Here is a 21,308-nt window from a genome sequence, read left to right as displayed (position 1 = left end):
TATGTAAGATATTATATATATATGAAATCAACTTGTATATTAATTAACTATAAAACTTGTCCAAAAAAGGCTATTGCTTGTTTAGCAATAGCCTTTTATTTTATTTACATCTTCCATACATTTTAGTATATTCATATATTTTATCTGATAATTCAGTTGTGTAAATTCCATCCTTAGCTCTCCACTTCCAATTGTTACCTAAAGTAGAAGGGAAATTAACTCTCGTTTCATTACCTAAGTTTAAGAAATCTTGCATTAAAGCAATTGATACATCAGCTACACTACTCCAAGCACCTCTTATGAATCCCCAGTTGTATCCTTCCTCTTCAGATAAAGCTAAATATTGCTTACAATACTCAACATCAGACTTACTTCCAGTTAATTCAAACCATCCTCTAAAAGTATCATTATCATGTGTTCCAGTATACGCTATACAATTATTTGTATACGTATGAGGTAAATAATTGCTTTCTTCTCTTGCATCAAATGCAAATTGTAATACTTTCATTCCTGGGAACTTACTTTCTTTTAAGAATTCAATAACTTCATCAGTTAAAAAACCTAAATCTTCAGCTATAACTTTAATTTCTCCTAGTTCTTCCCTAATAGCATTGAATAATTTAATACCTGGCCCTTTTACCCATTTACCATTTATAGCTGTATCTTCACCATAAGGTATTTCCCAATAGCTTTCAAAGCCTCTAAAGTGATCTATTCTTACAACATCATAAAGTTTTAAACTTTCTTTTACTCTTTTAATCCACCATTTATAGCCCGTTTTCTCCATGTAGTTCCAATCATATAAAGGATTTCCCCACAATTGTCCTGTTTCAGAAAATGCATCTGGAGGACATCCTGCAACTGCTATAGGTTTTAATGTCTCATTGTATATTAAATACGCCTCTGGATTACTCCAAACATCAGCGCTATCTTCTGCAACATAAATTGGCATATCACCTATAATTTCTATTCCCTTTTCATTTGCATATGATTTTAACTCATTCCATTGCTTAAAGAAAATAAATTGAATAAATGAACAAAGCTCTATTTCATCAGATAGCTCTTTTCTATATCTTTCCATAGCTTCTGGTTGTCTCTTCTTTATATCTTCATCCCACTCTTGCCAACTTGCAAGGTCAAATTTTCCTTTAACAGCCATATACAATGAATAATCATCTAACCATGATTTATTTTCATTAATAAATTTATTAAATTCCTGATTTAAATAAATATTATCAATATTCTTAAAGTTATTATAAGCTCTTCTTAATACCTCATATTTAACTTTAAATAAAAGACCATAATCTATATATTCAACATTATCTCCATAATTTTCATTCATATATTCTTCTTCATTTAAAAGTCCTTCTTTATTCAATATGTCAAAATCAATAAAATAAGGATTACCTGCAAATGCTGAAAAAGATTGATATGGTGAATCTCCATATCCTGTTTGTCCCAACGGTAGTATTTGCCAATACTTTAACCCTGATTTAAATAAAAACTCCACATATTCATATGCTTCTTTTCCAAAAGTTCCAATACCAAACTTCCCTGGTAATGAAGCAATATGCATTATAACTCCTGCACTTCTTTCCATATACCTCTGCTCCTTCTATAACAATAGATTTTATTATATAAATTATTTTATACACTAAACTTTTCTAATTATTTAATTCTGCACAAGATTCCCTCTCTATTAACTCTGTATCTAATAAAACATGTTGATTTTCACATTTATCTTTTAAAAGATCAAATAAAATTTCAACACTCTTTATTGCCATTTCTTCTTTAGGCTGTTTTATAGTAGTAATACCTGGATTATAGTAACAACTTACATCCATACCATCAAACCCAACTATTGATATATCTTTTCCAACAGTTAGACCACTATTTGTTACAGCTTTAGCCACTCCCATTGCCATAAAATCCGAAATTGCAAAAATAGCAGTTATATCCTTGCGCTTTTTTAAAAATTCCATAGTTACTTCATATGCAATTTTACTATCATAATCACCGATAATTAAATTATCATCATTTGGTTCAATATTATTTTCTTTTAAAGCCTTAATATATCCTTTATATCTCCACCAACTAACACAAAAGTCATTTTCTTCCCCAATCATTAAAGCTATATTTTTATGACCTTTTTCTATTAAATAATTAGTAGCTTTATATGCTGATTGTAAATTATCTATTCCAACAGTAGAATACTTATCTCTACCTAATGGTGATACTGTGTTAACCGAAGTTAATATAACAGGAACATCAATATTTCTAAAACTATCTTCATCTAAGTCGATAAAGTTTCCACCAAGACATATTATACCTTGAAGTCTCTTTTCCTTTACAAAAGAAATAATATTTTCAACTTCATGCTCTAATACATAATCATTTTGCTGAAGTATCATTGTATATTTATGTTCGTTTATTTTATTTCCAATAACATTTATAAGTTCTGAGAAAAACGGATTAAAAACCCCTTTAACTAAAACTCCTATATTTTTTGTATTATTTTGCTTTAATATTCTTGCACTATTATTAGGTACATAGTTACTTTCTTTTATTACACGCAAAACATTTTCACGTGTACTTTCTTTCACATCAGGATGATTATTTAATACACGTGATACAGTACTAACACCAACTCCTGAAATCCTTGCAATATCTCTTATATTCATTCATAAAACTCCCTTTTAAAAAAATATTTTGAATGGTCATCTGGTATCGTTACCTAGTTAATAAAAATACTACTACATGGATCACAAAAAACATTATTAACATTATCGTGATTCATTAATCTTAATAAATATTACACTAATGATTCACTTATGTCTATCTATAAACTACATAAAACTACTATTTATTTTACTTCATTTTTCGGTATCGTTTCCAAGTACAATTGTATCCTATTCATCAAACTTTTTCAACCGTTAAATTGCTTTTTCTTCCTATATATAAGAAAATTATTTTAAATATCATTGCATTGTCAAATTCTCTTATGTCATAGGATGTTACTTTTTGAATTTTATCTAATCTATATATTAATGTATTTCTATGGATATATAACTCCTTAGCCGAATCACTTAAATTTAATCCACACTGAAAGAAAACCTCTATAGTTCTTATCATTTCATTATCTAATTTTGATATTTTAGAATTAACATCATTAGATATTCTTTCCTTAATCTCTTCTGATATAGAATCTATTAATCCTTCTAATATAAGTTTTTTATCATCAAATATTATATCTTTAATATTATATTTATTTGCTAATTTTAACCTATATAAAGTTTCATTATAAGCACTTTTTAACCCTTTATAATCAGATATCTTACAATATGTTATATAAAATCTTTCTAAATATAAATTATCTATCTTCTCTTTAATATTCTGTGCTTCTTCTAAAACATCTCTATTTTTTCCAATTATAACTATATTATTATTATATAAAACTACTTTAAGTTTACTATTTAAATATTCTTTTTTTATAGACTCATATACTCTATTGGAATACTCACTTAAAAAAATACTTATTAATTCGAAACTCTTATTTAATTCTGGCCAAACTATTTCTATAACTTCATCATCTATTTTCTTTTCATCTAATAATGCAATAATTAAAGCATCTTTTTTAATTATTATCTCGTCAAATTTATTTTCTAAATAACTTTTTAATAAATCAACAACTAATTTATATTCTTCACTTACAATTATAGTGTATTTAATGTCTCGATAGTCTGATCTTTTTCTAATATACCTCTGCTTAATTTTAAATTTAGATGAAGAATATACTCCTACTCCATCAATAATTAATTGAAATGGTATGTTAGAGCTGTCATATACATCTTTTATCAACCTCTCTATACACTTCACTATATACCCCCCTAAAGACCATTTTTTATATTTAAGATATTTAAAAGCATTCTTATCGGTATCGTTACCGACTTTTATAAAAAAATTTTTTTCTACCAAGATTTTATACTAAAACCTTGGTAGAAATTGAAGAAATTTAAATATTTCTTCTATTGCTTAAGTGTGTCGGTATCGTTTCCATTACTATTATATACTATTTTGAAAACATTTTCAAGTATTTTTTTCGTTTTTTTCCTTCCAAATAAAGAAAATTATTTTTAATAATACTGCTTCATTAAATTCTCTTATATCATAGTTAGTATATTTTTGGATCTTGTCCAATCTATATATTAATGTATTTCTATGGATATATAATTCCTTTGCTGCTTCACTTAAATTAAGTCCACATTTAAAAAATACTTCCATAGTTCTAATCATTTCATTATCTAATTTTGATATTCCTCTTTTAAATTTATCATAAATATCCTGTTTCACCTTATCTGATACAGAATCTATTATTCCCTCTAATATAAGTCTGTTTGCATCAAATACACTTTCCATAATATTATATTTAATAGCTAATTCGATCTTATAAGAAGTATCTTCATAATATTTTTTTAGATTAAAGTAATTATCAACTTCACAATAGCTTATGTAACACTTTCCAGATACTATACTTTCAATTGTATCTTTTATACTTTGAACATGTTCTAATAAATCTTCAAAGCTACCAATCATAAGTATATTACCTTTATATAATAATATTTCAATTTCACTCTCTACATAACCTTGTTTAATATATGATAATAATTCATCATTATAATTATTTACATATATATTTATAAGATTAAACTCTTTTGTAATAACTGGCCAACTTGCTTTTATTACTCCATCATCTACTTCCTTACCAGTTAATAATAACGAAATTATACTATTTCTATTTAAATATACACCTTTTAATTTTTCCTCTATACAAAATTGCAACAAATCAATTGTAGCACTAAGTGCTGCATTAATTTTTATGCAGCACTCAGTGTTATTATAACAAAAATATTTTTCTATATAATTTTGTATTAATTCAAAATCTGGTGTAGAAAATTCTCCTACTTCATTAATTATTAATTGGAAGGGTATTTTACAACTACTATATATTTCACTTACCAGTTTCTCAATACACTTCACAATATCTCCTCCAGAAAACTAATTATTATACAATTCTTATTTCTGTTTCTTTATCAAATACATGTAACTTTTCTGCTCTTAAGTGAAGCTTTGCAACTTCTCCAATCTTTAAATTAGTTGTTCCTTCAACTCTTACATTTAATGGATCTTTTCCACATCTAGTATAGATGTAACTTTCAGCTCCCATAAGCTCTATAACTTCTACATTTCCTTTTACTATACTATTTGGATTTGATGCAATAAGTTCTGCATCATCACTTAAATGCTCTGGTCTAATACCGAATGTTACAGTTTTTCCAACATAACCTTCTTTAACTAAAATTTGTGCATTTTCTTTAGGGAATACTATTTTGTTATCACCAAATATAGCAACAACTTCATTTCCTTCTTTTTCAACTTTTCCTTCTATAAAGTTCATTTGTGGACTTCCAATAAATCCAGCAACGAAAAGATTTGCAGGGTAATTGTAGATATTTTGTGGTGTATCAACTTGTTGAATAACTCCATCTTTCATAACTACTATTCTAGTACCCATTGTCATAGCTTCTACTTGGTCATGTGTTACATATATAAATGTTGTTTGTAATTTTCTATATAATTTTATTATTTCAGTTCTCATTTGAACTCTTAATTTAGCATCTAAGTTTGATAAAGGCTCGTCCATTAAGAATACTTTTGGATGTCTTACTATAGCTCTTCCTAAAGCAACTCTTTGTCTTTGACCTCCAGATAAAGCCTTTGGTTTTCTCTTTAATAAATGTTCGATATCTAGAATTTTTGCTGCTTCTGTAACTTTTTGTTCAATTTCAGCCTTTGGAACTTTTCTTAATTTTAAAGCAAATGCCATATTATCGAAAACTGTCATATGTGGATATAAAGCGTAGTTTTGGAAAACCATTGCTATATCTCTTTCCTTAGGTTCAACGTCATTTACAAGCTTGTCTCCTATATATAATTCTCCTTTTGATATATCTTCAAGACCAGCTATCATTCTTAATGTTGTAGATTTACCACATCCAGATGGTCCAACGAATACTATAAATTCTTTATCTTCAATTTCTAAGTTAAAATCCTTAACTGCTGTTACGTCTCCTTGATATATCTTATAAATATGTTGTAATGATAAATTTGCCATTTTTATTCCTCCCATAAATTAACTTCACTTGATATATTTATTGTACACCTTGTAACTGTTTTCATCTATATGTAATATTTCCAAATATGAAACCTATTATTTGTAATTTTATCTAAAATATATATAATCTATATATATTTCTTCTAAATTTATTGCTATATCTTCAAAAATATTATATATCATTACTCTATAACATTCAAAATCATTAATATAAAAGCATAAAATCATTATGACTTTATGCTTTTACCCTCATCTATTATTAATTATTCATTTTCCATTTGTTTTTTTAATAATTCAGCATATTCTTTTTCTTCTTTTCTTTCTTCTTTTTCAAACTCTCTTATATCTTTATCTAAATTTTTAGCAAATTTTTCTGCTTCTTTTTCATCTTTTTTATATTCTTTATGCTCTTCTTTTAATTCTTTTTTTACTTCATGCGCTAGTTCTTTATCAATTTTCTTTTCTTCTTTTACTTCTTCTTTCATTTGATGTTTTATCTCATGAGCAAACTTCTTTTCTTCACGTCTTTCTTCTCTTTCTTCTTTTCTTTCTTCATGATGTATTTTCATTTCATTTATTGTTTCTTTTATGCTCATATTTACTCTCTCCTTATAATAAAAGTTATTTTACAATATTTAAAGCACTTTCATAATCAGGTTCACTTGAAACTTCTTCACAATATTCTACATATTTAATTTTATTATTTTCATCTACTACAAAGATCGCTCTAGTTAATAAACCTAACTCTTCTATTAATACACCATATTTTTTACCAAAACTTTTTTGTTTATAATCTGAAACAGTTTTTACTCTTTCTATACCAGCATTACCACACCATCTTACTTGTGCAAATGGTAAATCCATAGATACAACATATACTGTAACATCTTTAAGTTTAGCTGCTTCTTCATTAAATTTTCTTACTTCTCTATCACATACAGGAGTATCTATTGATGGCACTGTTACAAAAATTCTTTTTCCTTTTGTATCATTTAAATTAATACTATTTAAATTAGTATCTACTACTAAAAAATCTGGAGCATCATCTCCAACCTTAATTCTTTCACCTACAAGTGTAACTGGAGCTCCTTTAAATTTTACTTGCATCCACCACACCTCCTTTAAAATTATTTATGGATTGTACATTAATATATTTCCCCAAGTATATAAATTTTAATTATTAAAAAAATAAAATCCAAAGATATATTTATTACATCTTTGGATTTTATTATATTTATAGTTCTATCCATTCACTTATGGTATTTTCTTTAATAAAGCCTCTCTTTTTATACATTTCATATGCAATTTTATTTTTTTCTATTACTATTAATGCTATATTATTTACATTTTTATTATTTAAGAATTGTATAGCAGTCTCTAAAAGTTTTTTTCCTAAGCCTTTTCCTCTATATCTTTTACATAGCCCTATATCAAACATACCTTCATTAATTTCTATTTCACAATTCATAAATCCTATTATACTATCATCATTTTTTACCATAAAATAATAGTTATTTTCTTCTTTACTATTTATATATCTATTAAGCCCTTCATTATCTAACCATGTTCCATGAGGCATATCACTAAATGAATCATTAAAAACTTGAAGATACTTTTGTGAATTTTCTACTGTTAATTCTTCTAAAACTAAAACATCTTCTTTAATTGATTTATCATTTAACTTCATTTTTATTGCAGAATAATCTCTATATAAATTAATTTTTTTCAAAGTATTTAATATAGTATTATTCCTTATTCCTAACTTAACACTTTTAGCTCCATAACTATCTGCAAGCTCTTTTCCTTCTTTAATTAACAAAATTAAAAAGTCATCTCTATCTTCTAATTCATCTTTAATTTCTATATTATGAATAAAGGAAGTACCTAATGGTTTTATACATTCCAAAACTATAGATATCTTACCTATTACCTCTTTACTATTAAATGCAAATATTACACCATTTCCATTATCATATATTTTCCCACATGATATCTCATCAAGCTTGTTAATAGAATCAATATCTTTATTTTTTAAATTAATAAAATGTAATGCTAATCCTTTTTCCATACTATTCATTTCTATATATTTTTTAAAATATATTTTATTTTCAATACTATTTGTCATTTTTAACATCCTTTATTCTTTTACCCAATACTTGCTACAATCATTTGATCTATCTAAAAAACCATATTCAATTAGATATCTTCTTATAGTAGCATTATCTTCATATATTCGTTTTAAAATTCTATTTATTTCTTTTTCTGAATAAATCTTTCCTTTTGAAAAATTTTGCATTATTTCTTCTAAAATAATAATCTTTTTCTTCTCCTTTGCTGGAAAGTTTTTAAGTGCTCCTTCTTCTGTCATATAACTTTTAATTGTTTGTATTTTTTCCTTATCGGTAATATTAAATCTATCATCTAATGTTGTTGCTCCTGCATGGGCATCACATATTTCTTCATTATCCATTTTACATATATTCTTATTTGTATTAGAAGATAATAAATTCATCATTGCTAAAAATAATTTTGCCTGCTTTTCTTTTTCTCTTAATTTATATCTGTGATTTCTTACTGTTGATGTAGCTACACCTAGTTTAGTAGCTATTTCTTTATCAGTTAATCCTTGTGAAATCAATATTATTAATTCTCTTTGCACTTCTGTAATACCTATATAAGCTGTATTCATATTTAATAAATATTCTAGCATAGACTTATGATTTTTATTTATATGAATCTCCGTAGCCTTTTTAGCATCGTATAAATATGAATCATCTTCATAAATTCTTCCCTTTGTATAAACTTCATTACAAATTAAACATTTATAATATTCTTCTTTCTCTATATATGCTTTTTGTATTTCTTCAATACTTGAATCCCATAACTCAGTTTTATTATCTTTACTCATTTTTTCTCACTCCTTTTAATATAATTATATGGATATTTTTTATTTTTGTCTACTATATTATAGATATTTTTTATTTAAGTTTGCTAATTTAGTGCTTTTATTTGTTTTTGTCTATTAATTTTTATATAAAATAAAAATCAGCACTTCAAATTGCTGATTTTTTCATAAATTTAATTATTACTTTTTTATTATTTCTACAAAGGTTTCATTATAAGTAATTTGTCCCCCAATATCGGATATACCACTACTAGTTAAGAAATTAGGATTTCCATGTCTTTCCCACCATCCAACAAACATCATTACTATGTTATTACCAATAGAATTATCTAATCTTATTTTAACATCAACTTGTCCATTATCAGATTTTAAGCATACTATTTCTTCATTATCTATATTAAATATCTTTGCACTTCCTTCGTTAATATAAGCTATAGCAATGCCCTCTTCATCCATAAAATGCTGACTTGATAAACTATCTCTACCATGATTAGTTAACAATCTTAATTTATCCTCTTTTTTATCAACATATATTTTTTTATCACTATCATCAAATCTTATAATCTCAAATTTCCCACTTTCATTTGCAAATTTTTTATCTTTCCAAGCAATATCCTCATGAAGTGTAAAATAATTATTTTTTAAATACTCTAAGTTTATATCACTATTATTACTTTTTAAAGGACTTATCACTTTCTCTAAATATTCTCTCTTTATTACATATGGATAATCTTTTATTTCTAATTTTTTAGCTAACTCCATAAAGAAATAATATTCATCCATTACCTCTTCTCTTGGTTCTATTGCTTTTTCATTATAAATTAAATATGGGTTCATCATAGAACTAAATAATAAATCTTCACTTTCAAGCTGGCTTGTTACTGGTATAAATAAATCACATTCTTTAGCTGTGTCAGTCATAAACATATCAAAACACACCTTAAAATCCACTTGCGATAATACTTCTTTTAATTTGCTTATATTAGGAAGCTGATTTATTAAATTGCTTTTAGTTATTACAGCCATTTTTATAGGTATATTTAATTCATAACAATTATCCTCATCTTTACACGTTACAAAAATATCATTTTTATAGTATGTACTTCCCAAACAGCATTTTTCTATAAATTCACTAATTTCACTAACATAAAAATATCTGTTTGAAACAAATCTTTCACTATTATAAGGATCACTATTTAATATATTAGGATATACTTTGTTAGCATAATTTATTCCACCTCCACTAAAGCCTATCTGGCCTGTTATAGCTCCTAAAGCATCTATTGTTCTAATAACTTTCCCACCATTTTTGTACTTTTGAATTCCAAACCCTAGTAAAACAGTAGAATACTTTTCACAATACATATTTGTAATTTCAGTAATTTCACTTATATTTATACCACATTCATAGGATAATTCTTCAATATTTAATGATAATAAATATTTTTTATAAGCTTCAAATCCATTAACATATAAACTTATATATTCTTCATCATGTAAATTATTTTCAATTATTATTTTTCCCATTGCTAATGCTAGGGCTAAATCTCCATTAGGTTTTATCCTAACATATTTATCTGCTAATTTTGCAGTAGATGTTTCAATTGGATCTATTACTATAACTTTACTTCCATTAGCTTTAGCTTTTCTAATACTTTGCATAGTATGTATAGTAGTATTTGCTGGATTCTTTCCCCATACAAATATGTTTTTACTGTTAATCATATCGTCTAACGAGTGACTTCTAGAATCACCAAAGTCTAACTTTTGTGCTGCAATTCCAGCACTCCAACAAGGCCCTCCCTTTGGTAAACTAACTCCACCAAAAAAGTTAAAGAATTTTTCTGCTATGCTTTTTAACAAAGCTCCATTTCCATATTGCTCATAATATAAAATTGATTTACTTCCAAATTCGTTTTTATACTCATTTAATTTTTTCGCCATAATATCTATAGCTTTATTAAATTCAATCTCCTTCCATTCTCCATTAACTTTAAGTAACGGCTTATATATTCTTCTTTCATGCTTTGCTCTATTTATATGAGCTAATCCCTTCTTACATATAAAACCTTTAGTATATGGATGTTCTTTATCTCCTTCTATTTTTATAATTTCATTTTTATCTACATATATCTTAAACTTACAACAATCAGCACAATCTAACGTGCATCCATGACTTAATTCTTGCACTTTTTATCCTCCTTTATATCTTTATAATAATTAAATTATATATCATCTTCAACCTTATCTCTATATGATAAAATCGTACTTAAAAATACAGTTATACATATTATATTTGTAAGTGATATTAAAATACTTACAAATTTTGCTTCTATAGTTATTGGAACTATATCTCCATATCCAACAGTAGTAAATGTTATTATAGTATAATAAAATAAATCAAAATAACTAGGAGAGTTAGTAAATGCCTCTTTATCACTTCCGCTAACAAAACAAACCGCTAAATATAAGTTAAGTACTATTAAAACTACAATAAGTATAGCTGCTATTATAATTCTACTAAAGCTAGCGCCTTCTTGATTTTTACTCTTTATATTATGTGGATTAGTCATTAGCATTACTAATACTCTAATATTTAATAAATAACATATAGCAACTCCTAAAAGCCCAATTCTATATGATTCTTTAAATTGATGTGGGAAAACTAATAACACAGTGAAATATGTACTTATAATAAAATAACTTAAAAGTAAATCTACCTTGACATTTTTATTTTCTACCCCATATATAAATTTATGAATTTTAACAGTTGCAAGAAGTATATATCCCATACAAAAATGTATAATTACTAAACTTACAAAAATTATAATTAATTTTATTATTAAATCTATAATAAAATTTGTATATGTATCTATATGCTTTATAACAGCTGTAGAAACTGCTATCGCTATAAATATTTCCGCCCCTATTATTAATCCACCTTGAGTTATTCTTTTAAGTATAGACATATCTTTAAATAAATCTTTATAAACACTATTTATTTCTTTTATTAATCTCTTAAGTGAAGTAAAAAGTCTTCTGTTATTTTTAGCATTTCTTGTTCCTATAATAATTAATAATAGTACTGTTGAAATAATTATAAATATTTTTCCCATCTTTTTCTCCTTTTCATATACTTTCCTATGTATTATAAAAAAATTATACTATTTATATACTTTCCTATATATTATAAAAAAGTTATACTATATTTTGAGGTGATAATAAAATGAAAAACTTCGATGTAATTACGCATGCAGAAGAAAGAAATGTAAAATTAGTTTTGAAAGGACTTTTAGTTGGTATAATAACTTCATTTATAGTTGTTCTATACCGTTTTGCCTTATCATATGCTGAAGATTTTGCATTCCTTATTTATAACTTTATAAAAACCCATAAATATCTTATACCTTTATGGTTCATAGTTTTAATAGTTTTAGCCTTTATAGTTGGTAAACTTATTGATAGAGAACCTTATATTGGTGGTAGTGGTATACCACATGTTAAAGGTGTTATGGGTGGATATTTAAAAAATAGACCAATTTCTATAATTATTAATAAATTTATAGGTGGTACATTATCTATCATATCCGGTCTATCATTAGGAAGGGAAGGTCCATCTGTTCAACTTGGCGCATGTACAGGTGACATAGTAAGTAAAAAATTTAATAGTACTAGATTAGAAAGAAGATTACTTATAAGCAGTGGTGCTACTGCAGGTCTTGCTGCAGCCTTTAACGCTCCATTATCTGGAGTATTATTTTCACTTGAAGAAATATATAAATATTTTTCTCCATTAGTTCTATTAGCAACTATAACGTCTGCTGTAGCTGCTGATTTTATTTCTAAGCAATTTTTTGGTCTAGACCCTGTGTTTAATTTTGCTGATACTATCCCTATACCACTATATGATTATTGGCTGTTGTTACTATTGGGTATTTTACTTGGAGCTTTTGGTGCTTTTTATAATTGGCTTACATTAAAAGCACAAGACATTTATGCAAAAATAAAATGCTCTACTTCAATTAAACTAATGATTCCATTTTCGCTTGCTGGTATATTAGGTTTATTATTTCCTGTAGTTTTATGTGGTGGTCATGCTGTTATTGAAGAACTTAACCTAACGTCTACATTAGGACTTTTATTATTAATATTAGTTGCTAAATTTTTATTTTCAATAATAAGCTTTGGTTCTGGTGCACCTGGTGGAATATTCTTCCCACTTCTTATTATAGGAGGAACATTCGGAGCTGTATTTGGATATATAGCTATAAACTATCTTGGAATCAGCCCTGCTCTTTTTAATAATTTTATAATACTATCTATGGCAGGATACTTTACAGCAATAGTTAGAGCACCTATTACTGGTATAATACTTATTACAGAAATGACTGGTTCATTTACTCATTTACTATCATTAACAATAGTATCTATAATTGCATATATAGTTGCAGACTTATTAAAAAGTGCTCCTATATATGATTCATTACTTGAAGGACTTTTACTTAAAAATAATATTAATGATTATCATAGTCATAGCAACAAAAAATTAATTATTACAAATGTAGTTCATTTTGGTTCAAAAATAGAAAAGACTAGTATAAGTTCTCTTAATTTACCTGAAAATACACTTATTGTTTCCATAAAACGTGGTGAGGATTCTATAGTACCAAAAGGTAATACTATTATTCGCGCTGGGGATACCCTTCTAACAATGACTGATTTAAAGGATGAATGGAAAGTTAGAGAATTAATGGACTCATTAACTACTATTGAATAAATATTAAATGGCAAATTAATTTTACGGTAATTAATTTGCCACTTTTTATGCCTTAATTTTCATGAACTAATTTACCTTTCAACTCATTCCATAGCTTAACTGAAAATATTCCTGTTATTGTTAATGTTACAACTATCATTATTGTGTTAAATATTGATCCATCAAAACTTTGCCCTAAATAGCTATATAAAAATAATGCTGGTAAATTAGCTCCAATAAACACTAGAAGAAATTTCAAAAAACTAATTCCCATATAAGATGATAAGAATACTATTGCATCTGTTGGTGCAACTGGACATAAAACCCCTATTCCTAGAATCTTATAATTATATGCCTCTAAAAGACTTATGACTTCTGGATATTTATTTTCTATTCTTTTTCTCAAACCACTTAATATTTTTACTCTTGCTATAGCAAATACAATAGCATCACTAATAACAATTCCTAGTAAAGATAGCATAAACGCCTTATTAGGCTCAAAAATTAATCCTCCTAAAAGCATTAAAGTTACACCTGGAATAAATGCTATAAGTCTAATACTCCATAAAACTATAAAAAAAACTTCTGATAATGGATTTCCTTCAATCCACCCTCTTAATGCTTCTAAACTAAAATCTATATTTATTTCTTTTCCAATAGTAGATACTCCAATGATTAATAAGATAGTTAGGATACAAGCACTAAATATATAAATTAATTTTTTAAATTTCATTAGTTATATCACTCCTAAATTTCTTTATTAATAAATTATAAACTAAAATTCAATTTATTGTAGCTATTATAATATTAACAATTTATTAATTCTTAAACATTATTTATTATATATTTAATGGTAATTTCACTCTTTTACATATTTAATATCTACCTACTCCAAAATTTTATTACTGTATTTTAATACTAATGCATATAGTATAATAACAAACAATTTCTGGAGTTGAAATAATGTCAAAAAAAACTGATTGGGGAAAAGTGTTTAGGGAAACTGTTAATGATATAATATGTGCTATTAAATCTCCTTCTGCAAAACCAAAGCAACCAAACTGTCCAAATCCTCGTGCTCGTATTTGTATATTAATACTTATTGGAATAACATTATTATTTTCTGGAATAGGCATATATAGTTGGATAATAATTATAATGTTGTTTTTTATTTTAACTTTTGTATAAAAAAACTATTTGTAATATTTAATAATATGTGTTATTATAAATTCTGCGAGTGATACATGCAATCGCTGCTAGCTTTTTAGCTAGGAGAGGAAAGTCGGAGCTCCATAGGGCAGGGTGCTGGTTAACGGCCAGTCAAGGCGACTTGAAGGATAGTGCAACAGAGATATACCGCCAGAAGTTATTTAAACTGAATTCACTTTTGTGACTGGTAAGGGTGGAAAGGCGAGGTAAGAGCTCACCAGCATGGTGGTGACATCATGGCTATGTAAACCCCACCTGGAGCAAGACCGAGTAATGGCATTATGGGATTGCCCGTCCCGCCATGTGGTGTGTCGCTTGAGCTTGCTGGCAACAGTAAGCCTAGATAGATGATTGCTTAATACAGAACTCCGCTTACGGATCATCTCGCATTAGTATTTATGAGGGTTTAGACAGGGTTGTCTAATGACTTTCCCTTATTCTTCCCTTGTAAATGAACTATACTATTTTCTATTTTAATTTAAATTCCTCCTAAATCATCTCCAACATCTTCTAAATCTAATTTTAATCCATATCTACTACTTGTAAGATTTAATGTTACATTATATTTATTCATAGCCTTTAACTTCTTCATAAGCTCTATATTTTTACTCATTAAATTAAACGAATCTCCACTTGATATATCTAATAAATCTATCAATAAATATGCTTTTCCTTCTTTATTTTGCTTTAATTCTATTTTTGAACATAATACATTCACATTATTTAATTTCATAATATCCCTCCTATATTAAACTACCATCAGATAACAAAATTCCATAAGAATTATCTATTATTTGATCATATGATACATGCCCAACTACTTTGCTAACTTTATCAATCATATAATCTTCACTTACTTCTACTGGATCATTATCATTCTCTATATCACATATATTTTCAATATAAAACTTCTTAGCCTCTGTAACTGTATAAGCTCCAATTAAAGAATAATATTCAAACTCATTGTTAAATTCGTAATATTTCATATATCCTCCTTTTTATTTAAATCAAAATAATTCATTTTATCACCAATTAATCCTATATCATAACTATTAGTAAAGGTAACATCATAATCTTTAAATAATTCAAGCAAGCCCTGTTGGTCTAATTCTTCTAATACTTTAGTAATTATCGGCTTGTCCATAGTCGACTTACTATATCCAAATACTCTTTTACCATCCATTTCTTTATCAAACATCTCTTTTGTAATATACGCAGTTAGATATTTAGCTACATTTGTATTTCCTTCAGCTTTAAGATCCCTTATATCAACAAATCCATATTTCCAAAACTCTGCTGCAAACTCTCTTTCTACATTTTTATGTTTTTCACTTTTTTTATACTTATTTGTATCTATATTAATTTTAAAATTAGTTAATATGTGATAATGTATATTACCATTGCCCTGGAATTCAAGAACCCAAATATATTTTAATCTGTTCTGTTTTCTCCTAAGTTTAGTAAAGAAATACGCTAAATGCTTCTTACTCTCCTCCATACTTACTGATTCTGAATAAGTTAACGTTATAAACTTATCTAGTTCTGGATTACTTGCTATAAGTCTATTTATCTTATTCCTGCTATTATTTAAATTAGTAAGCTTGTTTTTCTTTTTCTCATATTTAACTTGCTCTTCACTTTTCTCTTTTCTGACTTGTCCACTTTTCTTTTTAACTTCACCAGTTCTAATCTTATAATCCTTAGAATAATAAACTTCTACTCTTTTGTTACCACTATTTATTATTTTTAAATTATAAAACCCCATTATCCCTCTCTCCGTACCAATTATTCCCCTACTATCAAGTTGCTCCGCTAATTTATTGCTTATTCTCTAAAAGCCTATTGCCTTCATTCCGACTACAATAACTTCACATCAACAACATTGCATTATTTTGACTGACGTCAAAATTGTTGATGCTTATTATTTCCGTCTACATTCAGTCAATTTATTCTTTTGGTTCATAATCCATAACTTATGGATTGCCCTAATATTACGTTTCTCAATTTGTTCAACTTTTATACTTACTTTTTCACAATTATCAAGATATTTTTTTGTCTCTTCAATTTCATTGTAATTCTTACGTGTTAATCGCTTCGCTATCACTGTTAAAACTAAACAAACTATTAAATATATCCAAAACATTTTTACTCCTTCTGCCCCAAGTAAAAATATTAATTTGTACTATTTATTCAACTACTATTAAATTATAGTTTTTATTCCTTATCATAACTTCTACCTCTTATTAATTCTGTATGATATAAATAAAATTCTTGCCTTTGCATATTAGTATCTGGAACTGGACATCCCAAAAAAGCACTTATTGTTTGCTTCTCAATTGTCTTGAATGCTAATCTGCAATTAAAAAGATTTTTAAATTTACAATCCTCTTTATTCCCTAACTGCATAATACATATTATAAATACATTAAAGTGTCTAGCTTGCGATAATAATCCTTGGATAACATCATCAATTTTCTTTATAGATTTACTTAAAACATTGTATTCATCTATAAGTATATAAAGTGGCTTTTCCCTCCAAGCTTTATTGTTTAATTGTTCCTCTAAATACTCTTTAATTTCTTCAAGATCATTAACTCTTTTGGCATCTAAAGATTTAAAATCCTTATCTGTAAATGTATTTAATAAAGCTATATCAATTTTATTGTTTATCATTTTTAGGCCCATTTCCAAAGCTACGCTTTTCCCCATTTTACTTGTACCAACAACACCTAAATGTGGTGTATCATCCATATCTGCAATTATAGGATCTCCTTTAAAATCATACCCTAATAAAATCTGGTAATGATTTAATAACATTAATGGTTGTTTTAATTCTTTTATTTCTTTTGTAACTAATTCAACTTCAACTACATTACTAAAAGGTATATTCTTTAATATACATCTACATTTATAAGTTTTTTCTATAGCTTCAATATTTTCTTCTAGTTTCGTAAATGTTCCTCCAATTGGTAACTCTATACTTATTTTTAGTCCGTATTCCATTCTTTCTACATTTGTAATTTTATAATTATTAATTTGTATCTTCTCCTGAAGCTTATTCCATTTTTTATTTATATTATTGTTATTTAAATAATTTAATCCATGGTACATCGCAAGTCCTGTTCCTAATATTAAAGCATAATCTATAAGTAGCATTGCACTACCTCCCTGGTTTTAAGAATTGACTTATTTGAAATGTCTTATGCTTTATATGTATGCAAATTATTTAAAAACTTTCCTAATTATTTTCATTTTTTATAAATATTTTTCTTTTTATTCACAAAAAAAATACCTAGACATTACTCTAGGTACCATATATCATCTATTCTCATATTTAATTTTCTAGCTATCTCTAACGCTACTTCAAGTTTAGGTCTACTACACCCATCTTCATATTGATAATAGCTCCTTAAAGAAACACCTATCTTCTCTGCAAACTCTTTAGGCTCCATCATGTACTTTTTCATTCTTATCTCTTTTAATTTGTTCTTTACCATATACCCTACCCCATAAAATATAATATCCTATATTAAATTATATTCTATAAAATAATATTTAACCCTTCTATTTATGATGAAAAGTTTTATGACACTTCCAACATAGAACTACTAAGTCTTCTATATCTTCATGCCCTATATTCTTATATGTATTATGATGTACTTGTAGATTTTTTCTATATCCACATACTTGACATCTCTTCCCTGCTCTTTTTAATGCCTCTTCTCTTAAGTTTAACCAATGATCTGTTTTTAAGTATTCTTTATACCATTCCTTACCTGATTTATTTTCTTCCTCATTATTTTTAAATTCTATTTTAATATCATTATTTATTGTACCTTTTTCTTTATTTTTTAACTCATTCTTAAATTCAAATTTATTATTCTTTTTTGAATTATTCTTTTTAATATTCTTATAAATTGTTAATAAAACTATACTCGGTACTATTATCCACCAATAATTCATAATATCACCCATATTTAGTATTTATAAATTCTATAATTTTATTCAAAAAAAAATAAAGGCTAGAGGGTTTATCCCCTAGCCTTTAATAATTACACTAATTTAATTTCTATTGCTTCGATTCTTAAACTTTCTCCAACTGTTCCTGCAATCTCTCCGCTATTCTTCCATTCTGTCCATCCTTTGTTTTGTATATGCACTCTATATTTAATTCCATCTTTTAATATTTGTACTGCTTCAAGTCTTAAATCTTCACCAGCAGTTCCTATAATTTCACCAGATACTCTTTCGCTTGTCCATCCAATGTTTTGAACATGACCTTTAAATTTTATTCCTGGGCAGTTAATTCTTAATGCTTCTAATCTCTTAGATTCTCCTACAGTCCCAGCAGTTTGTCCATCATATTTAGTGCCTTGCCATCCTATATTTTGTATGTGTGCTTCATATTCAACTTTACGTTGTTGTGTAGTTTGCTGTTGAATCGGCACCTTTTTATTTGCAATAGCTTCAGCTATCTTTTTACCAATTAAATCTACACCTAGCTTTTTATACAATGTAACATCTTCAGTTGCTTCAACAAAACAAGTTTCAACTATCATTGATTTCATATTTGTATGTTTTAACTCATAAAGTCCTGTTCTTATTTTTTGTCCTCTATTTTTAAATCCTAAATCTCCTAATGCATCAACAACTCTTCGTGCTATCTCATGTGTAGAATATACACACACTTCACTTCCTAATGCTCCATTATAAGAACTATAAGCTTTATTAAAATGAAAGCTAACAAATAAATCAGCTCCCCACTCATTCGCTTTATTAACTCCATAAGCTAAATCTGCTGATAAACTTGAAGTATAATTTACTGGTGGTGTTACATCTAACACCTCATTTCCTAATTCTCTTAAATACTTTAATACTGCAGCTGTAACTTTTCTATCTTCTGTTAATTCATCAATTAATGCACTTGCTCCTGTACACAATTCTGTGTGTCCACCTCTACCTGCTATTTTCATTTTACATTCCTTCTTTCTTTAAAATATTTTTATAAATTAAAAGAACAGGATCTACTCCTGATCTTTACTTAACTCTTTCTTTTCGCCATCCTTTAGCTGCACTAATGCATCTTTAAGCCTATCTGGTATAGGTAATCCTAATCCAGCACAATTTTCTAAAAGGCTTATCCCTTCATTTGCTATGTAAAAATAACAAATTAAAGTTCTAAACACCCATGCACCAGTATTTAACAACCTATCTAACAATACTGCTACTATAAGTACTACGAAAATAACGCCTTTCCTAGCAATTCCCTTAAGCCCTATATCACTAGACACTTCTTTGTTTATCCATGCTCTTAATAATCCAGTTGCATAATCCAATGACATAAATACTATTAACACTACTAGAGCAGTATCCCAACTTCCAAACAACCAAGTTGCTCCAGTACCTAAAGCTGCAACAAGCATTTTAAAATAGTTTGATAAATTTTCCATAGTTTAACACCTTCCTTTTATTTTTTTGTATAAAAAAAGAGCCTACATAGTAAGCTCTTATTGAATAAAATGTTGATTGTATTCATGTTTTAAATTGATATCACTTTGTTCTGCATAGGTTTCAGTTGTAGCTGGAGAAGTATGTCCTAGCAAATGCTGAATAGTTGATATATCCGCTCCAGCTCTCAATCCTAGTGTAGCCATTGTATGCCTTATTAAATGAGGATAAATATCTTTTGTAAATTTAGCACGGACACCAATTTTGGATATAACACATTCTAAACCACGAGTTCCCATTCTGTTGAACGGAAATTTTTCTGATATAAATAAAGCAGGATTGTTATCTTTCCTAGTTTTTAAGTAATTTTCTATATATAATTTAGTTTTATCATTATAGTAAACTACTCTCTGTTTATCACCTTTCCCAATCACTTTTAAGCTATTATTATTAAAATCTAAATCAGATATATTAGTATTAACAACTTCTGAAATTCTACATCCAGTTGCAAATAAAAACTCCAATAACGCTCTTTCACGTTTACTATTACATGCTAATCTAAGTTGTTCTAATTCTTTTAACGTTAAAGAATGTCTTAACCTCTTAGGTATTTTAGATGCCTTTATAAGTCTTGCTGGATTCTTAGATATAAACTCTTCATCTGACAACCACTGAAAAAAACCTTTTAAGCAAAATATAACTGAATTTACCGTGCTAGCTTTATGATTTGAATAACAATTAGCTAAGAAAAACCTAATATCATTTTTAGATATAGTAGCAACAGGCTTCTTTAAAAAATTTTCAAATCTTCTTAATAC

The 21,308-nt window shown here is 27.0% G+C and carries 23 protein-coding genes and 1 other RNA gene; 3 read left to right on the top strand and 21 right to left on the bottom strand.

What is annotated here, in order from left to right; genetic code table 11:
* Positions 1-100: 100 nt before the first annotated feature.
* The 11 genes from malQ to I4V51_RS15735 form a co-directional block, all read right to left on the bottom strand.
* Positions 101-1,600: a 4-alpha-glucanotransferase gene (gene malQ, locus I4V51_RS15785; RefSeq protein ID WP_195989398.1), complete on the bottom strand. Its 1,500-nt coding sequence runs from the start codon at positions 1,598-1,600 to the stop codon at positions 101-103.
* A gap of 64 nt (positions 1,601-1,664) precedes the next feature.
* Positions 1,665-2,681, bottom strand: a complete 1,017-nt coding sequence (locus I4V51_RS15780; RefSeq protein WP_195989397.1) for a LacI family DNA-binding transcriptional regulator — start codon at positions 2,679-2,681, stop codon at positions 1,665-1,667.
* A gap of 235 nt (positions 2,682-2,916) precedes the next feature.
* Positions 2,917-3,876 (bottom strand): helix-turn-helix domain-containing protein, encoded by a 960-nt coding sequence (locus I4V51_RS21540; protein WP_195989396.1) that lies wholly within the window; start codon positions 3,874-3,876, stop codon positions 2,917-2,919.
* Between the two features lie 210 nt (positions 3,877-4,086).
* Complete coding sequence (locus I4V51_RS21535) at positions 4,087-5,037, bottom strand: helix-turn-helix domain-containing protein (protein ID WP_195989395.1); 951 nt, start codon at positions 5,035-5,037, stop codon at positions 4,087-4,089.
* A gap of 25 nt (positions 5,038-5,062) precedes the next feature.
* A complete protein-coding gene (gene ugpC / locus I4V51_RS15765; RefSeq protein WP_195989394.1) occupies positions 5,063-6,172 on the bottom strand; it encodes a sn-glycerol-3-phosphate ABC transporter ATP-binding protein UgpC in 1,110 nt (369 codons plus the stop codon).
* A gap of 263 nt (positions 6,173-6,435) precedes the next feature.
* Positions 6,436-6,768 (bottom strand): hypothetical protein, encoded by a 333-nt coding sequence (locus I4V51_RS15760; protein WP_195989393.1) that lies wholly within the window; start codon positions 6,766-6,768, stop codon positions 6,436-6,438.
* A gap of 25 nt (positions 6,769-6,793) precedes the next feature.
* The gene (tpx, locus tag I4V51_RS15755; RefSeq protein WP_195989392.1) at positions 6,794-7,279 is read right to left on the bottom strand and encodes a thiol peroxidase; all 486 of its coding nucleotides are present in this window, start codon (positions 7,277-7,279) and stop codon (positions 6,794-6,796) included.
* 127 nt (positions 7,280-7,406) lie between these two features.
* Positions 7,407-8,297: a GNAT family N-acetyltransferase gene (locus tag I4V51_RS15750; protein WP_195989391.1), complete on the bottom strand. Its 891-nt coding sequence runs from the start codon at positions 8,295-8,297 to the stop codon at positions 7,407-7,409.
* A 12-nt stretch (positions 8,298-8,309) separates the two neighbouring features.
* Positions 8,310-9,080, bottom strand: a complete 771-nt coding sequence (locus I4V51_RS15745) for a DUF2087 domain-containing protein (RefSeq protein WP_195989390.1) — start codon at positions 9,078-9,080, stop codon at positions 8,310-8,312.
* A 177-nt stretch (positions 9,081-9,257) separates the two neighbouring features.
* Complete coding sequence (locus I4V51_RS15740) at positions 9,258-11,267, bottom strand: molybdopterin-dependent oxidoreductase (protein WP_195989389.1); 2,010 nt, start codon at positions 11,265-11,267, stop codon at positions 9,258-9,260.
* 35 nt (positions 11,268-11,302) lie between these two features.
* Positions 11,303-12,193 carry a potassium channel family protein gene (locus tag I4V51_RS15735; RefSeq protein ID WP_195989388.1) on the bottom strand — a complete coding sequence of 297 codons (891 nt, stop codon included), beginning with the start codon at positions 12,191-12,193 and terminating at the stop codon, positions 11,303-11,305.
* A 110-nt stretch (positions 12,194-12,303) separates the two neighbouring features.
* Here I4V51_RS15735 and I4V51_RS15730 point away from each other — a divergent pair, with 110 nt between their 5' ends.
* Positions 12,304-13,854 carry a ClC family H(+)/Cl(-) exchange transporter gene (locus tag I4V51_RS15730; RefSeq protein ID WP_195989387.1) on the top strand — a complete coding sequence of 517 codons (1,551 nt, stop codon included), beginning with the start codon at positions 12,304-12,306 and terminating at the stop codon, positions 13,852-13,854.
* A 52-nt stretch (positions 13,855-13,906) separates the two neighbouring features.
* Here the strand turns inward: I4V51_RS15730 and I4V51_RS15725 are convergent, their stop codons facing one another.
* Positions 13,907-14,566, bottom strand: a complete 660-nt coding sequence (locus I4V51_RS15725) for a VTT domain-containing protein (protein ID WP_195989386.1) — start codon at positions 14,564-14,566, stop codon at positions 13,907-13,909.
* Positions 14,567-14,796: 230 nt separating this feature from the next.
* On the opposite strand from I4V51_RS15725, the gene I4V51_RS15720 reads away from it, so the two are divergent.
* On the top strand, positions 14,797-15,021 hold the full coding sequence (locus tag I4V51_RS15720; protein ID WP_195989385.1) for a hypothetical protein: 225 nt from the start codon (positions 14,797-14,799) through the stop codon (positions 15,019-15,021).
* Between the two features lie 46 nt (positions 15,022-15,067).
* Positions 15,068-15,433: RNase P RNA component class A (gene rnpB / locus I4V51_RS15715), an RNA gene on the top strand.
* An 87-nt stretch (positions 15,434-15,520) separates the two neighbouring features.
* On the opposite strand, the gene I4V51_RS15710 is transcribed toward rnpB, so the two are convergent.
* The 9 genes from I4V51_RS15710 to I4V51_RS15670 all read right to left on the bottom strand — a co-directional run.
* Positions 15,521-15,775, bottom strand: a complete 255-nt coding sequence (locus I4V51_RS15710; protein ID WP_195989384.1) for a hypothetical protein — start codon at positions 15,773-15,775, stop codon at positions 15,521-15,523.
* Between the two features lie 10 nt (positions 15,776-15,785).
* Positions 15,786-16,028, bottom strand: a complete 243-nt coding sequence (locus tag I4V51_RS15705) for a hypothetical protein (RefSeq protein ID WP_195989383.1) — start codon at positions 16,026-16,028, stop codon at positions 15,786-15,788.
* The gene (locus tag I4V51_RS15700) at positions 16,025-16,807 is read right to left on the bottom strand and encodes a hypothetical protein (protein WP_195989382.1); all 783 of its coding nucleotides are present in this window, start codon (positions 16,805-16,807) and stop codon (positions 16,025-16,027) included. Before I4V51_RS15700 ends, I4V51_RS15705 begins: the two co-directional genes overlap by 4 nt.
* A 449-nt stretch (positions 16,808-17,256) precedes the next feature.
* Positions 17,257-18,198 (bottom strand): hypothetical protein, encoded by a 942-nt coding sequence (locus tag I4V51_RS15695; protein WP_195989381.1) that lies wholly within the window; start codon positions 18,196-18,198, stop codon positions 17,257-17,259.
* 143 nt (positions 18,199-18,341) lie between these two features.
* Positions 18,342-18,539: a helix-turn-helix domain-containing protein gene (locus tag I4V51_RS15690; protein ID WP_195989380.1), complete on the bottom strand. Its 198-nt coding sequence runs from the start codon at positions 18,537-18,539 to the stop codon at positions 18,342-18,344.
* Between the two features lie 67 nt (positions 18,540-18,606).
* A complete protein-coding gene (locus I4V51_RS15685; protein WP_195989379.1) occupies positions 18,607-19,005 on the bottom strand; it encodes an HNH endonuclease signature motif containing protein in 399 nt (132 codons plus the stop codon).
* Between the two features lie 89 nt (positions 19,006-19,094).
* Positions 19,095-20,015 (bottom strand): N-acetylmuramoyl-L-alanine amidase, encoded by a 921-nt coding sequence (locus I4V51_RS15680; protein WP_195989378.1) that lies wholly within the window; start codon positions 20,013-20,015, stop codon positions 19,095-19,097.
* 51 nt (positions 20,016-20,066) lie between these two features.
* Positions 20,067-20,492: a phage holin family protein gene (locus tag I4V51_RS15675; RefSeq protein ID WP_195989377.1), complete on the bottom strand. Its 426-nt coding sequence runs from the start codon at positions 20,490-20,492 to the stop codon at positions 20,067-20,069.
* 57 nt (positions 20,493-20,549) lie between these two features.
* The coding region (locus I4V51_RS15670) for a tyrosine-type recombinase/integrase (protein WP_207746000.1) at positions 20,550-21,308 on the bottom strand (759 nt) is incomplete at its 5' end.

It is taken from the genome of Clostridium sp. D53t1_180928_C8 (assembly GCF_015667795.1).
In the GTDB taxonomy this organism is placed as follows: Bacteria; Bacillota; Clostridia; order Clostridiales; family Clostridiaceae; genus Clostridium.
This window is presented reverse-complemented; position numbering and strand designations above follow the sequence as displayed.

Bases quoted from the DNA above. Each gene is read 5' to 3' on its own strand.
- malQ (WP_195989398.1), bottom strand. From the start codon at position 1,600: ATGGAAAGAAGTGCAGGAGTTATAATGCATATTGCTTCATTACCAGGG.
- I4V51_RS15720 (WP_195989385.1), top strand. From the start codon at position 14,797: ATGTCAAAAAAAACTGATTGGGGAAAAGTGTTTAGGGAAACTGTTAAT.
- tpx (WP_195989392.1), bottom strand. From the start codon at position 7,279: ATGCAAGTAAAATTTAAAGGAGCTCCAGTTACACTTGTAGGTGAAAGA.
- I4V51_RS15690 (WP_195989380.1), bottom strand. From the start codon at position 18,539: ATGGTAAAGAACAAATTAAAAGAGATAAGAATGAAAAAGTACATGATG.
- I4V51_RS15745 (WP_195989390.1), bottom strand. From the start codon at position 9,080: ATGAGTAAAGATAATAAAACTGAGTTATGGGATTCAAGTATTGAAGAA.
- I4V51_RS15730 (WP_195989387.1), top strand. From the start codon at position 12,304: ATGAAAAACTTCGATGTAATTACGCATGCAGAAGAAAGAAATGTAAAA.
- I4V51_RS15705 (WP_195989383.1), bottom strand. From the start codon at position 16,028: ATGAAATATTACGAATTTAACAATGAGTTTGAATATTATTCTTTAATT.
- I4V51_RS15675 (WP_195989377.1), bottom strand. From the start codon at position 20,492: ATGGAAAATTTATCAAACTATTTTAAAATGCTTGTTGCAGCTTTAGGT.
- I4V51_RS15725 (WP_195989386.1), bottom strand. From the start codon at position 14,566: ATGAAATTTAAAAAATTAATTTATATATTTAGTGCTTGTATCCTAACT.
- I4V51_RS15735 (WP_195989388.1), bottom strand. From the start codon at position 12,193: ATGGGAAAAATATTTATAATTATTTCAACAGTACTATTATTAATTATT.
- I4V51_RS15710 (WP_195989384.1), bottom strand. From the start codon at position 15,775: ATGAAATTAAATAATGTGAATGTATTATGTTCAAAAATAGAATTAAAG.
- I4V51_RS15685 (WP_195989379.1), bottom strand. From the start codon at position 19,005: ATGAATTATTGGTGGATAATAGTACCGAGTATAGTTTTATTAACAATT.
- ugpC (WP_195989394.1), bottom strand. From the start codon at position 6,172: ATGGCAAATTTATCATTACAACATATTTATAAGATATATCAAGGAGAC.
- I4V51_RS15700 (WP_195989382.1), bottom strand. From the start codon at position 16,807: ATGGGGTTTTATAATTTAAAAATAATAAATAGTGGTAACAAAAGAGTA.
- I4V51_RS15750 (WP_195989391.1), bottom strand. From the start codon at position 8,297: ATGACAAATAGTATTGAAAATAAAATATATTTTAAAAAATATATAGAA.
- I4V51_RS15680 (WP_195989378.1), bottom strand. From the start codon at position 20,015: ATGAAAATAGCAGGTAGAGGTGGACACACAGAATTGTGTACAGGAGCA.
- I4V51_RS15780 (WP_195989397.1), bottom strand. From the start codon at position 2,681: ATGAATATAAGAGATATTGCAAGGATTTCAGGAGTTGGTGTTAGTACT.
- I4V51_RS15760 (WP_195989393.1), bottom strand. From the start codon at position 6,768: ATGAGCATAAAAGAAACAATAAATGAAATGAAAATACATCATGAAGAA.
- I4V51_RS15695 (WP_195989381.1), bottom strand. From the start codon at position 18,198: ATGCTACTTATAGATTATGCTTTAATATTAGGAACAGGACTTGCGATG.